General features: G+C 68.5%; 14 protein-coding genes. 12 read left to right on the forward strand and 2 right to left on the reverse strand.

From position 1 onward, the window contains the following. Window positions 1–73 precede the first annotated feature (73 nt). The 10 genes from cyoE (at window position 74) to AC07NN_RS00725 (ending at window position 9,038) form a co-directional block, all read left to right on the forward strand. Entirely contained in the window at window positions 74–1,096 is a 1,023-nt protein-coding gene (cyoE, locus tag AC07NN_RS00680) for a heme o synthase (protein WP_494637208.1), read from the forward strand. Continuing rightward, the gene (locus AC07NN_RS00685) at window positions 1,093–1,254 is read left to right on the forward strand and encodes a cytochrome c oxidase system small membrane protein (protein ID WP_494637210.1); all 162 of its coding nucleotides are present in this window, start codon (window positions 1,093–1,095) and stop codon (window positions 1,252–1,254) included. Before cyoE ends, AC07NN_RS00685 begins: the two co-directional genes overlap by 4 nt. Next, a complete protein-coding gene (locus AC07NN_RS00690) occupies window positions 1,232–1,882 on the forward strand; it encodes a cytochrome c oxidase assembly protein (RefSeq protein ID WP_494637212.1) in 651 nt (216 codons plus the stop codon). Before AC07NN_RS00685 ends, AC07NN_RS00690 begins: the two co-directional genes overlap by 23 nt. Before the next feature lie 69 nt (window positions 1,883–1,951). After that, window positions 1,952–2,824 carry a cytochrome c oxidase subunit 3 gene (locus tag AC07NN_RS00695; RefSeq protein WP_494637214.1) on the forward strand — a complete coding sequence of 291 codons (873 nt, stop codon included), beginning with the start codon at window positions 1,952–1,954 and terminating at the stop codon, window positions 2,822–2,824. 68 nt (window positions 2,825–2,892) lie between these two features. Beyond that, window positions 2,893–3,255, forward strand: coding sequence for a DUF983 domain-containing protein (locus tag AC07NN_RS00700; protein ID WP_494637216.1), 363 nt, complete (start codon window positions 2,893–2,895; stop codon window positions 3,253–3,255). Further along, window positions 3,248–3,934 carry an SURF1 family protein gene (locus AC07NN_RS00705; RefSeq protein WP_494637218.1) on the forward strand — a complete coding sequence of 229 codons (687 nt, stop codon included), beginning with the start codon at window positions 3,248–3,250 and terminating at the stop codon, window positions 3,932–3,934. The genes AC07NN_RS00700 and AC07NN_RS00705 overlap by 8 nt, the downstream gene beginning before the upstream one ends. Further along, entirely contained in the window at window positions 3,934–5,331 is a 1,398-nt protein-coding gene (thrC, locus tag AC07NN_RS00710) for a threonine synthase (protein ID WP_494637220.1), read from the forward strand. The genes AC07NN_RS00705 and thrC overlap by 1 nt, the downstream gene beginning before the upstream one ends. A gap of 46 nt (window positions 5,332–5,377) precedes the next feature. Beyond that, a complete protein-coding gene (locus tag AC07NN_RS00715; RefSeq protein ID WP_494637222.1) occupies window positions 5,378–6,655 on the forward strand; it encodes a M16 family metallopeptidase in 1,278 nt (425 codons plus the stop codon). A gap of 102 nt (window positions 6,656–6,757) precedes the next feature. Next, window positions 6,758–7,336, forward strand: coding sequence for a GNAT family N-acetyltransferase (locus tag AC07NN_RS00720; protein WP_494637224.1), 579 nt, complete (start codon window positions 6,758–6,760; stop codon window positions 7,334–7,336). A 34-nt stretch (window positions 7,337–7,370) separates the two neighbouring features. Then, entirely contained in the window at window positions 7,371–9,038 is a 1,668-nt protein-coding gene (locus tag AC07NN_RS00725) for a putative bifunctional diguanylate cyclase/phosphodiesterase (protein ID WP_494637226.1), read from the forward strand. On the opposite strand, the gene AC07NN_RS00730 is transcribed toward AC07NN_RS00725, so the two are convergent. Beyond that, window positions 9,039–9,638: a YqgE/AlgH family protein gene (locus AC07NN_RS00730; protein WP_494637228.1), complete on the reverse strand. Its 600-nt coding sequence runs from the start codon at window positions 9,636–9,638 to the stop codon at window positions 9,039–9,041. 154 nt (window positions 9,639–9,792) lie between these two features. Between AC07NN_RS00730 and AC07NN_RS00735 the strand changes: the two genes are divergently transcribed. Beyond that, on the forward strand, window positions 9,793–10,275 hold the full coding sequence (locus AC07NN_RS00735; RefSeq protein ID WP_494637230.1) for a peroxiredoxin: 483 nt from the start codon (window positions 9,793–9,795) through the stop codon (window positions 10,273–10,275). Window positions 10,276–10,478: 203 nt separating this feature from the next. Then, on the forward strand, window positions 10,479–11,318 hold the full coding sequence (locus AC07NN_RS00740) for an alpha/beta fold hydrolase (RefSeq protein ID WP_494637232.1): 840 nt from the start codon (window positions 10,479–10,481) through the stop codon (window positions 11,316–11,318). 113 nt (window positions 11,319–11,431) lie between these two features. Here AC07NN_RS00740 and AC07NN_RS00745 read toward each other — a convergent pair whose 3' ends face one another. Next, a complete protein-coding gene (locus AC07NN_RS00745; RefSeq protein ID WP_494637234.1) occupies window positions 11,432–13,189 on the reverse strand; it encodes an acyl-CoA dehydrogenase family protein in 1,758 nt (585 codons plus the stop codon). Between the last annotated feature and the right edge of the window lie 66 nt (window positions 13,190–13,255).

Below are 13,255 nucleotides of genomic sequence, written 5' to 3' on the forward strand. Positions count from 1 at the left end.
GCGGGGGCGCGGTCGGGACCTTAAGGGTCCGGGCCGCGCCCTTCGCCCATTCAAGACCGATATATTCCCCTCGATGTCGAAGACCCTCGCCATGACCCCGGAAACCGCCCAGGCCGACACGTCGCAGCCGGATCTTTCCCAGGCCGCGCGTTGGCAGGACTATTTCCAGCTGATGAAGCCGCGCGTCATGTCGCTGGTGGTGTTCACGGGCCTGACGGGCCTGCTGGCCGCCCGCGCGCCGATCCACCCGTTCCTGGGCGCGATCGCGGTGCTGTGCATCGCCGTCGGGGCCGGCGCCTCGGGCGCCCTGAACATGTGGTACGACGCCGACATCGACCAGCAGATGCGCCGCACGCGCGGCCGCCCGGTCCCGGCCGGCAAGGTCAAGGGCGAGGAGGCCGCCTCGCTGGGCGTCGTCCTGTCGATCCTGTCAGTGATGTTCCTGGGGTTTGCGATCAACTGGTTCGCGGCGGCCCTGCTGGCCTTCACCATCGTCTTCTACGCCGTCGTCTACACGATGTGGCTCAAGCGCTGGACGGCGCAGAACATCGTCATCGGCGGCCTGGCCGGCGCCCTGCCGCCCGCCATCGGCTGGGCCGCGGCCACGGGCTCGGCCCCGCTGAACGCCTGGCTGATGGTGGCCATCATCTTCTTCTGGACCCCGCCGCACTTCTGGGCGCTGTCGCTGTATGTCACCACCGACTACGCCAAGGCCGGCGTGCCGATGCTGCCGGTGGTCAAGGGCGCCAAGGAGACGCGCAAGCAGATCCTGATCTACAGCCTGATCCTGATCCCGATCTGCCTGTCGCCGGTGCTGACCGGCCTGGGCGGCCCGGTCTATCTGGCGGTGGCGGGCCTGGGCGGCCTGGTGTTCCTGCTGCTGGCCTGGCGCGTCTTCGCCAGCAAGGCCGGCGACGCGGCCGACCCGCGCGTGGCCGACCGGGCCCTCTACGACGTCACCGAGGACGAAAAGGCCGCCGGCGCCAAGGCCGCGCGCAATCTCTTCGCGTTCTCGATCCTCTATCTCTTCGCCATGTTCGCCGCCCTGCTGGGCGAGGCCGTGGTGGGTGTGCATGCCCTGGAGCTGCTGAAGTGAACCAACCCGTCGAAGTAAAGCCCCCTGGGGACGCGGCCAAGAAGGCCAGGGACGGGCGCAACATCGCGCTCGGCCTGGGTCTCGTGGCCTTCGTCATCATGGTTTTCGTGGTCACCCTCGTGAGGCTCGGCGCCAATGTCGCGCATCCCCACCCCTAAGGCGCCGCTGACCCAGCAGGAGCAGATGGCTCGCCGCAACGGCCGGGTCGCGCTGTTCTGCGGCCTGGCCTTCTTCGGCATGGTCGGCGCGGCCTATGCCGCCGTGCCGCTGTACAAGCTGTTCTGCCAGGTCACCGGCTTCGACGGCACGGTCCGCAAGGCCGAGGTGGCGCCGAGCAAGATCCTGGACCGCAAGGTCAAGATCCGCTTCGACGCCAACATCCGCGAGCTGCCGTGGAAGTTCCAGACGCTGCAGGCCAGCCAGGACATCCGCATCGGCGATACGGGCCTGGCCTTCTTCAAGGTCACCAACCCGACCGACAAGCCGCAGACGGGCCGCGCGCTCTACAACGTGGTGCCTGAGTCGGCGGGGCCGTACTTCCAGAAGCTGGAGTGCTTCTGCTTCTCGAACCAGACGATCCAGCCTCACCAGACGGTGGAGTTCCCGGTCGTCTATTTCGTGGATCCCCAATTCGCGGACGATCCCGAGACCAAGGGAAAGAACGAGATCACGCTCTCGTACACGTTCTTCCCGGCGGTCGAAGATAACAAAGCGGGCAAAGTCGCGGCCGCGACGACGCCTCGTATCGTTGAACCCCTTGGCGGCGCACCGTCGAGAGGGCTATAGCGTTCACAACGACCACGGCGCGGGGGGACCAGCGACCGTGCTCAGAGGGATATAAGGGTTAGCAGCAACATGGCCGGCGCCGTCAAACACGACTACCACATCCTTCCGCCCAGCCCGTGGCCCTTCGTGGGTTCGGCCGCGGCCACCGTCATGGCGATCGGCCTCATCGGCTGGATCAAGGGCGGCGTGTTCGGCATCGAGAAGGGCAACTGGGCCATCTTCGCCGCCGGCATCGCGGGCGTGCTCTACACCATGTTCGGCTGGTGGTCGGACGTGGCCAAGGAAGCCAAGGCCGGCGACCACACCCCGGTCGTCTCGATCGGCCTGCGCTACGGCATGATCCTGTTCATCGCCTCGGAAGTCATGTTCTTCGTGGCGTGGTTCTGGATGTTCTTCGAGATGGCGCTGTTCCATCATCACCGCACCCTGTCGGCGATCGAGGAAGTCCGCACCGCCTGGGCCACCTGGCCGCCCGCTGGCGTCGAGACCGTCTCGGCCTGGCACCTGCCGCTGGTCAACACCCTGACCCTGCTGCTCTCGGGCACGACCGTGACCTGGGCTCACCACGCCCTGCAGGTCGGCGACCGCAAGGGCGCCAAGTGGGGTCTGATCCTGACCGTGCTGCTGGGCGCGCTGTTCACCGCCATCCAGATCTACGAGTACAGCCACATCAACCACGAGCAGCTGTTCTACTCGGAAGCCGCCGTGAACTCGGGCCTGTACGGTTCGACCTTCTTCCTGGCCACCGGCTTCCACGGCTTCCACGTGTTCGTCGGCACGCTGTTCCTGATCGTCTGCCTGATCCGCCTGCTGAACGGCGCCTTCACGCCCAAGCAGCACTTCGGCTTCGAAGCGGCCGCCTGGTACTGGCACTTCGTCGACGTGGTCTGGCTGTTCCTGTTCGCGTTCATCTACGTGATCTTCGGGGGCACGCCCCACTAAGATCGGAAGATCAGAGGGGCCCGGAACGCCAACCAGCGTTCCGGGCCTTTTTCGTTTCAGAGTCCCGCATGACCAAGACCAACCCCTACGCCGCCGGCGCGCGCGGCCTGTGCCCCCACTGCGGCGAGGGCTACCTGTTCGAGGGCTTCCTGAAGGTGGCCCCGGCTTGCGAGGCCTGCGGCTTCGAACTGGGCAAGTTCGAGACCGGCGACGGCGCGGCGACCTTCGTGATCCTGATCGCCGGCGCGGTCTGCGCGTTCGGGGCGCTGTTCTCGATGTTCGCCTGGAACTGGCCGGTGTGGCTGCTGCTGATCGTCTGGCTGCCGGCGGTGCTGGCGCTGACCCTGGGTCTCATGCGTCCGGCCAAGGGCCTCATGGTGGCCGCCCAGATCGCCCAGAAGGCTTCGGAGGCCGGTCGTGACCATGTCTGAGGCTTCCACCCAGAAACCCCGCTTCCCGGTCGGCCTGACGGTCGCCACGGCGATCGCGTTCGCCATCCTCTGTGGCCTCGGCGGCTGGCAACTGCAGCGCCTGCACTGGAAGGAAGGCGTCCTCGCCCGGATCGAAAAGCTGAAGACCGCCCCGGCCGCGCCGCTGAGCCAGGTCCTGACCGCCCAGGCCAAGGGCGACGACGTCGCCTGGACCCGCGTGTCTGTCGACTGCGCGCCGGTCGAGGCCGCGCCCCTGCCGCTGGCCTATGGCGTGCGCGACGGCGACATGGTCTGGCGCGCCCAGGCCCCGTGCGGCGTCGAGGAGGGTCCCTACGACCTGATCCTGGTCGATCGGGGCGTGGTCGCTGGCCTGACGGGCGCGGTGAGCGCGCCGATCAAGGCTTTCCCGGCGCCCAAGCACGTCGTCGGCGTGCTGACGCCGATCGCCCAGCTGGGCGGCGACCGCGCCAAGGTGCTGACCCGCTTCCCCGAACGCCAGGCCGCACCGCTGGTGCTGATGGCCGAGAGCGAGGCCCCCGCGCCGACCGGAATCACGCCCGCGCCGCTTCCGGCAGAAATTTCCAATCGGCACCTGGAATACGCCCTGACGTGGTTCGGTCTTGCCGTAACCCTGCTGTTTATCTATGCCGCCATGCTCTGGCGGAGATTGAGACCCTGATGCGCTACGTGTCGACCCGCGGCCAGGCCGCGTCCATCGGCTTCCTGGATGCGGTGCTGGCCGGCCTGGCCCCCGACGGCGGCCTGTACGTGCCCTCCGAGTGGCCGACCTTCACCCCGAAGGAGATCGCGGCCTTCGCGGGCAAGCCCTACGCTCAGGTGGCGGCGGCCGTGGTCGGCAAGTTCGTCGGCGACGACATCCCCGCCGACGACCTGGCCCACATGTGCGAGGAGGCCTATGCCAGCTTCGCCCACACGGCCGTCGTCCCGGTGAAGCAGCTCGCCTCGAACCGCTACCTGCTGGAGCTGTTCCACGGCCCGACCCTGGCGTTCAAGGACGTCGCGATGCAGCTGCTGGGCCGTCTCTACGACTACGTGCTCGAGCGCCAGTCGCGGAAGATGACCATCATCTGCGCCACCTCGGGCGACACCGGCGGCGCGGCCGTCGAGGCGTTCCGGGGCCGCAAGAACGCCCGCATCGTCGCACTCTTCCCGGAAGGCCGCATCAGCGAGGTGCAGCGCCGGTTCATGACCACGGCCGTCGACGGCAACGTGGCCTGCATCTCGGTGCTGGGTTCGTTCGACGACTGCCAGGCCATCGTCAAGCAGGCCTTCCAGGACGACCAGTTCCGCCACGCGGTGGATCTGTCGGGCGTCAACTCGATCAACTGGGCCCGGATCGCCGCCCAGAGCGTCTACTACTTTACTTCGGCGGTGGCGCTGGGCGCGCCGCAGCGGGAAGTGGCCTTCGTGGTGCCGACCGGCAATTTCGGCGACGCCTATGCCGCCTTCGTGGCCAAGAAGCTGGGCCTGCCGATCCATTCGGTGACCGCCGCCACCAACTCCAACGACATCCTGGCCCGCGCCATCGAGACCGGCCGCTATTCACGTGGCGCGGTGGCCGCGACCCAGAGCCCGGCCATGGACATCCAGGTCGCGTCGAACTTCGAGCGCCTGTACTTCGAGGCCGTCCGTCGCGACGGCACCGAAACCGGTCGCGCCTTCCGCGCCTTCGCCGATACGGGCCTGCTGGACATCCCGCCGGGCGCCCATGCCTGGATGCGCGAGCTGTTCCGTGGCGCCTCGGTCAGCGAGGCCGACACGGCCAAGACCATGCTGGCCACGCTGAACGAGACCGGCGAGGTCGTCGATCCGCACACCGCTGTCGGCCTGGCCGCCGCGCAAGGCGTCCGCGTCGATCCGTCGATCCCGGTGGTGGTGCTCTCGACCGCCCACCCGGCCAAGTTCCCCGAAGCCGTCCAGGCGGCCACGGGCCTGCTGCCGAGCACGCCGCGCGCGACGCCGGACCTCTCCAAGAAGCCAGAGAAGTTCGAACGCCTGCCCGCCGACGGCGCGGCGATCAAGGCCTACGTGCGGACCTTCGCGGCCAATACTTGAGGCTGGACTGGTGTTTAGGCCCGCGAGGGCCTAGATACCGCGGCTCATGACCACGATCCTCCGCACCCTGCCCAATGGCGTCCGCGTCGTCTGTGACCCGATGCCGGGCCTTGAAACCCTGGCCCTTTCGGTCGTGGCGGGACGGGGAGCAGCCTACGAGGACCCGGCGCGGTCGGGCTGGTCGCACCTGCTCGAGCACATGGTGTTCAAGGGCGCGGGCAGCCGTTCGGCTCGCGACATTGTCGAAGTCATCGAGAACCAGGGCGGCTCGATCAACGCCGCCACCGGCTATGAGCGCACCAGCTTCCAGGTCCGCGCCCTGAAGGGCGGCCTGGATCTGGGCATGGACGTCATTGCCGACCTGGTGCGCCGCCCGACCCTGGATACCGGCGACCTGACGCGCGAGAAGCAGGTGGTCGCCCAGGAGATCGCCGAGGCCGCCGACGCGCCCGACGACTACGTCTTCGACCTGATCCAACGCTCGGCCTGGGGCGACCACCCGGTGGGTCGTCCGATCCTGGGCAGCGACGAGACGGTCAACGCCGCCAGCGTCGAGGCCCTGTCGGACTGGCGCGCCTCGCTCTACGCCGCCGATCGCCTGGTGGTCAGCGCCACGGGCGCGGTCGACGAGGCCGAGCTGATGGCCGCCGCCGAGCGCGCCTTCGGCGACCTGCCCGCCACGCTCGGCGCGACCGTGCCCGAGCCGGCGACCTTCATCGGCGGTCCGGAGGCCGAGGCCCGCAAGCTGGAGCAGGCGCATCTGGTCTTCATGCTGCCGGCCTGCGGTTCGCGCGAGCAGGACTATTTCGCCCTGCGGATCTTCGCCGAGTGCCTGGGCGGCGGCATGTCCTCGCGCCTGTTCCAGGAAGCCCGCGAGAAGCGCGGCCTCGCCTACAATATCGACGCCTATGCCGACACCTATGCCGATCATGGGGCGCTGGGCGTCTATGCCGGCTGCGCGGCGGGTGACGCGGTCGAGACCGCCAAGGTCTGCGCCGAGGAAATCGCCAAGCTGGCCGAGCGCATTGAGGACGCCGAGCTGGCCCGCGCCAAGGCCCAGTTGAAGGCCCACATGTTCATGGCCCGCGAACAGCCGCTGTCGCGCGCCGAGCAGGGGGCGGGGCAGGTGCTGCTGTTCGACCGTCTCTATCCGACCGCCGAGCTGGCCGCCGAGGTCGATGCGGTGACCCCCGCCGATGTCGCGCGCCTGGGCCGCCGGCTGATGTCCGCCGGCAAGGCCGCGACCGCCGTGCTCGGGGCCAAGTCGGCGCTGAAGGCTGGCGAGGCGTTCGACAAGGCGTTGTTCTCGTCCGGCGCGCGTTAAGCGCGCCAGACGTTCCTTGTTCGCCGGAGCCAGATATTCATCTGGACCCGGTGGCGCCTAAGGTTGGAAAGTGGCGGCGTCGACTGATCCAGAGCTTCGTACGTGTCCGCCTTGCTGCCGTTCCTGAAATCCCGGCCCCGTCTCCAGCTGGAAGGCCGCGCCGTCTATCTTAGGCCGCCGCGCCCGCACGACCATCGCGCCTGGGCCGCGCTGCGCGCCAAGTCCCGCAACTTCCTGGAGCCCTGGGAGCCGACCTGGCCCGAGCATGACCTGACTCGCGCGGCCTTCCGGGCCCGCCTGGGCGCCTATGCCCGCGAGCTGGAGTCGGGCGAGGCCTATCCGTTCTTCGTCTTCCGTCGCGCCGACAACGCCCTGGTCGGCGCTATCCGGCTTTTCCACGTGCGGCGTGGCGTCGCTCAGACCGGCACGATCGGCTACTGGATCGGCCAGCCCTATATCCGCCAGGGCCACATGCGCGACGCCGTCGACACGCTGATCCGCTTTGCCTTCAAGGGCTTGAGTCTCCACCGGCTGGAGGCCGCATGCATGCCCGAAAACCACGCTTCAGCGGCTTTGCTGCAGAAATGCGGGTTTTCAGAGGAAGGATACGCCCGCGCTTATTTGAAAATTAACGGCGGTTGGCGAGATCATCGTCTGTTCGGCTTGGTGGCGCCCGAGTAGCGCCGGGACCAGGACCGAAGAGTTTGGGACGGGCATGCAGTTTCGCACCGGTGAGCGACGGATCTGGGATGCGACCGCGACGCTTGAAGCGTTGGGCGGGGCCGACGTCACGCTGTGGATCTGGGAACCGGAGGCCGACCGCCTTCGCCTGAACGGCGCGGCTCGCGCGCTCGGCCTGGGGCCGCTGGCCCCCGAATGCTCCTCCGCCGCCCTCCGCGCCCTGGCCCTGCCGCAAGACCGCGCCCAGGCCGAAGAGATCCTGAAGGTCCGCGAACCCGGCTCGGAAGTCGTCGCCCGTTTCCGCATGCGCGGCGGTGAGACCTGCATCTGGCGGGGCGTCTGGCTGGAAGAGGGCGTCCGCGCCGCCGGCGTCGTCGCCCCGGAAACGAAATTCTCGGCCTCCGAGCGCTGCGACCTGACGGGTCTGCTCGATCGCCGCAGCTTCATCGCCCGCGCCCGTGAGCGCCTCTCCCAGGACGGCATGCACGAGATGGTCGTCGCCGACCTGGATCGCCTGCGCCGCCTGAACGAGGCCCTGGGCCACGAACGCGCCGACCTGGTGCTGGCCGCCCTGGGCTCGCGCCTCGCCGCCGCCTTCCCGGCCGACGCCATCCTGGGCCGTATCGGCGAGGACGAGTTCGCCGTGCTGTGCGAACCCAAGGGCTACGAGCCGGCCGAGATCCTGCGCTCGGCGCTGGAGCAGCCGCTGCGCGTCGCCGGCTTCGACATCCACCCGACCCTGTCCATCGGCGCCGTCTCGGCCGAGGGCGGGATCGACGCGCCGGACGCCGCCGAGCTGCTGCGCCGCGCTGAACTGGCCGTCGAGGCCGCCGCCGCCGCCGGTCGCGGCGGGGCCGCCGCCTATGGTCGCTCGATGGAGACCGACGGCCTCTCGCGCCTGGCCCTGGAGGCCGACCTGCGCGGCGCCATCGCCCGTGGCGAGATCATGCCCTACTTCCAGCCCGTCGTGCGCCTGTCGACGGGCGCCCTGTCGGGCTTCGAGGCCCTGGCCCGCTGGATCCACCCGCGCCGGGGCATGCTGCCGCCGGACGAGTTCCTCCCCCTGATCGAAGAGATGGGGCTGATGAGCGATCTGGGTGCGCACATGATGCACACCGCCGCCAAGCAGCTGGCCGTCTGGCGCGACGCGCATCCGGCGATGGGCAATCTGACCGTCAGCGTGAACCTCTCGACCGGCGAGATCGATCGCCCGGGCCTGGTGGCCGACGTCGCCGAGACCCTGCGCGTCAACCGCCTGCCGCGCGGCGCCCTGAAGCTGGAAGTCACCGAAAGCGACATCATGCGCGACCCCGAGCGGGCCGCGGTGATCCTGCGCACCCTGCGCGACGCCGGCGCCGGCCTGGCGCTGGACGACTTCGGCACGGGCTTCTCGTCGCTGTCGTACCTGACGCGCCTGCCGTTCGACACGCTGAAGATCGACCGCTACTTCGTCCGCACCATGGGCGGCAATGCCGGCTCGGCCAAGATCGTGCGTTCGGTCGTCAAGCTGGGCCAGGATCTGGACCTCGAAGTCGTCGCCGAGGGCGTCGAGAACGCCGAGATGGCGCGCGCCCTGCAGTCGCTGGGCTGCGACTACGGTCAGGGCTTCGGCTACGCGCCGGCTCTGTCGCCGCAGGAAGCCGAGGTCTATCTGAACGAGGCCTATGTGGATGGGGCCGCCCCGGTGAAGGCGCGGGGCTAGCTAGGCCCGACCCGCCTGCGACGACAGGTGATCGGCCGAAATCCCCAGCTTGGCCAGGGCCCGCGTCCACTTATGCTCGTGGTCCTCGTCGAAGAGGATGCCCTCGTCGGCGTCGGCGATCAGCCAGATGTTGTCGCGCAGTTCCTGCTCCAACTGCCCGGGACCCCAGCCGGCATAGCCCAGCGCCAGCATCGCCTTGCGCGGGCGGCGGATGCGGCTGGCCATGGCGTCCAGCACGTCGCGGGTAGCAGTCAGGCCCAGGCCGTCGGCCACCGGCAGAGTCGAGTCCGGCGAGTTGAAGTCGTCGGTATGCAGGACGAAGCCGCGCTCGCGCTCGATCGGCCCGCCTAGCAGGACCAGATCGCTGGGCGCCTGGATCTCGGATTTCACGCCCAGGCGCTGCAGCAGTTCGAACACCGTCAGGCCCTCGACCGGCCGGTTGATGGCCAGGCCCATGGCCTGCTCCTCGTCGTGGGCGCAGAGGTACAGCACGGTCCGCTCGAACCGGGGATCATCGATGCCCGGCATCGACACCAGGAGCCGTCCCGTCAGGAACTCGCCGTCTTCCTCGCCATCGGGGTCTTCGATCAAGCTGGCCATGATCCGAGGATTGGCCCGAGGCGTGACGCTTTCAAGTCCGATCGTGATCGAAACCGCGATTGTCTTGGCGAGTTCTCGTTCGGCGCCTTGGCGATGGGCCTTCCGAGGGATATCTCCAGGCGCGACGACAAACTCACACGAGGAAACACGGCCCATGGCGATCAAGGTTGGCGACACGCTGCCCGCGGCGACTTTCATGACCAGCACGGCCGAAGGGCCGGCGCCGATCAGCACCGACGACATCTTCAAGGGCAAGACCGTCGCCCTGTTCGCCGTTCCCGGCGCCTTCACCCCGACCTGCTCGGCCAAGCACCTGCCGGGCTTCAAGGAGAAGGCCGACGAACTGAAGGCCAAGGGCGTCGACACGATCGCCTGCGTCTCGGTCAACGACGTCTTCGTGATGAAGGCCTGGGGCAAGGATCAAGGCATCGACGCCGAGGTTCTGCTGCTGGCCGACGGCAACGGCGACTTCACGCGTTCCATCGGCCTGGACTTCGACGGCAGCAAGTTCGGCATGGGCGCGCGCTCGCAGCGCTATTCGCTGGTCGCCAAGGACGGCGTCGTGACCCAGCTGCACGTCGAGGAAGCCGGCCAGTTCAAGGTCTCGTCGGCCGAGTACCTGCTCGAGCAGCTGTAGGCGCTTCGAGACATCCGTTTCGACGGAGGAGGGCGGTCCGGCATGTCCGGGCCGCCCTTTTTCATGCCTGATTGCAATGGGCGTGATTTTGGAAACAATAGGTTTCGATCATTTCCATATCTGTCCGAAACGATCCCGGGCAAGGTCCTCTCATCGGCGGCGGGGAACAGCCTCACGCCTTACTAGGCAAGGGATTGAGGGACATGAGCAGCGGCTTCATCATCACCAACGACGACACCCAGATCTTCTACAAGGACTGGGGCTCGAAGACCGCTCAGCCCGTCGTCTTCCACCACGGCTGGCCCCTGTCGTCGGACGACTGGGACGCCCAGATGATGTTCTTCTTGGGCCAGGGCTATCGCGTCGTCGCCTTCGACCGTCGCGGCCACGGTCGCTCAAGCCAGACCGACACCGGCAACGACATGGACACCTACGCCGCCGACACCTCGGCCCTGGTGAAGGCTCTGGATCTGAAGAACGCCATCCACGTCGGCCACTCGACCGGCGGCGGCGTCGTCACCCGCTATGTGGCGCGCTTCAGCGCCGAGGACGGGGTCGCCAAGGCCGTGCTGATCGGCGCGGTGCCGCCGATCATGATCAAGACGGAAGCCAATCCGGGCGGTCTGCCGATCGAGGTGTTCGACGGCTTCCGCGCCGCCCTGGTCGCCAACCGCGCCCAGTTCTTCCGCGACATTCCGGAAGGCCCCTTCTACGGCTTCAACCGCCCCGGCGCGAAGGTCAGCCAGGGCTTGGTCGACAATTGGTGGCGCCAGGGGATGATGGGCGGCGCCAAGGCCCACTACGACAGCATCCAGGGCTTCTCGGAGACCGACTTCACTGAAGACCTGAAGGCTATCGACGTCCCGGTGCTGATCCTGCATGGCGAGGACGACCAGATCGTCCCGATCGCCGACAGCGCTCAACTGGCCATCAAGCTGGTGAAGAACGGCAAGCTGATCACCTATCCGGGCCTGCCGCACGGCATGGCGACGACCCACCCGGAGGTGATCAACGCGGATCTGCTGGCGTTTTTCCGGGGGTAAGCTGAGCCGAAACCTCGCCCTTCGACAGGCTCAGGGTGAGGTTTCTACTGAACCGGCATTCGAAGTCGTCCTCACCCTGAGCTTGTCGAAGGGCGGGGGCGGCTTCGTCGCGTTTAGGCCCCCAGAACCTCAGGCGTCATCGCCTCGAAGTCCGCCGCGCCGACCATCACCCCGGCCGCCGCGCCAGGAACCTGCGCCAGCACCGCCTCGGCAAACACCCGGGCCAGGGCTCGCTTGCTCTCGGCCCAGGCCGTATCGGCCTCGCCGTCCGCCGCCAGGGCCCCTTTGGCCAGCATCCAGCCGCCGACGGTGTCGCCCAGCAGCTTCTGATAGGCCGTCGCGCCGGACAGGGCGTCCGGCATCGACTTGGTCCGGCGCTCGATCAGCCAGGCGGTGGCCGAGGCGGCGGCGTTCAGGGCCGCCTCCAGGCGTAGGCCCACGGCCTTGAGTTCACCGGCCAGCAGCAGCTCGATGGTGTCGCGAATGTCGTCCATCAGGTCGCCGACGGCCTGGCCCTCGCCCAGCATCAGCTTGCGGCCGACCAGGTCGATGGCCTGGATGCCGTTGGTCCCTTCGTAGATCGGGGCGATGCGGGCGTCGCGATAGTGCTGGGCAGCGCCCGTCTCTTCGATGAAGCCCATGCCGCCGTGGATCTGCACGCCCTGCGAGGCGACCCAGACGCCCACGTCGGTCGACCAGGATTTCGCGATGGGGGTCAGCAACTCCTCGCGCAGCTTGGCGGCGGTGCGGGTGGCCTCGTCGGGCGCGGCGCGCGACAGGTCGGCGGCGACGGCGGTCGACAGGCAGATGCCGCGCGCGGCCTCGATATGGGCTTTCATCAGCACCAGGGTGCGGCGGATGTCGGGGTGATCGAACAGGCGCGAGGGGTAGGCGCCGGTCCAGGCCGAGCGGCCCTGGGCGCGCTCCTGGCTGAAGTTCAGCGCCTGCTGATAGGCGCGTTCGGCGATGGCCGTCCCTTGCGTCCCGACCTGCAGGCGGGCGGCGTTCATCATCACGAACATGTTGGGCAGGCCCTGGCCCAGACCCCCGACCAGCTCGGCCTTGGCGTCCTCGAACAGCATGACGCAGGTGGGCGAGCCGTGGATGCCCAGCTTGTGCTCCAGCCCGCCGACGCGAACGCCGTTGGCCTCGCCCAGCGCGCCGTCGTCGCCGACCAGCACCTTGGGCGCCAGGAACAGCGAGATGCCCTTCACCCCGGGCGGCGCGTCGGGCGTGCGGGCCAGGACGAGGTGGATGATGTTGTCCGTGGCGTCGTGGTCGCCCCAGGTGATGAAGATCTTCTGGCCGGTGATCTTCCAGCCGCCTTCGCCGTCCGGGGTCGCCATGGTCGTCAGGGCCGCCAGGTCCGACCCGGCCTGGGGCTCGGTCAGGTTCATGGTGCCGGTCCATTCGCCGGAGACCAGCTTGGCCAGGTACTTGTGCTTCTGGTCGTCCGAGCCGCACAGTTCCAGCGCCTCGATGGCGCCCAGGCTCAGCATGGGGCAGAGGCCGAAGGCCATGTTGGCGGCCTGGACCATCTCCAGCACCGCGACCTCCAGCGTCTTGGGCAGGCCCTGGCCGCCGTGCTCGACCGGCGCGGCCAGGCTGGCCCAGCCGCCTTCGGCGAATTGCTTGTAGGCATCGGCGAAGCCGGGCGCGCAGCGGACCACGCCGTTCTCGAGTCTTGCGCCGACCAGGTCGCCCTGGCGGTTCAGCGGGGCCAGCACGTCGGCCGCGAAGGCCCCAGCCGCTTCCAGCACCGCCGCCACCGTATCGGTGTCCGCCTCGGGGAAGGCGTCGGCCAGCCGCCCGAAATCCGCCGCGTGACGGAGCGAGAAAGCAAGATCGCGAACAGGGGCGCGGTAGGTCATGGCCTGGGAAGCTCCAAATCTCGGCCAACTGTTTAGGCGGGGTGACGTGACGTCACCAAGCCACCC

The sequence above is a fragment of the Caulobacter sp. GW821-FHT09H08 genome (assembly GCF_059415885.1).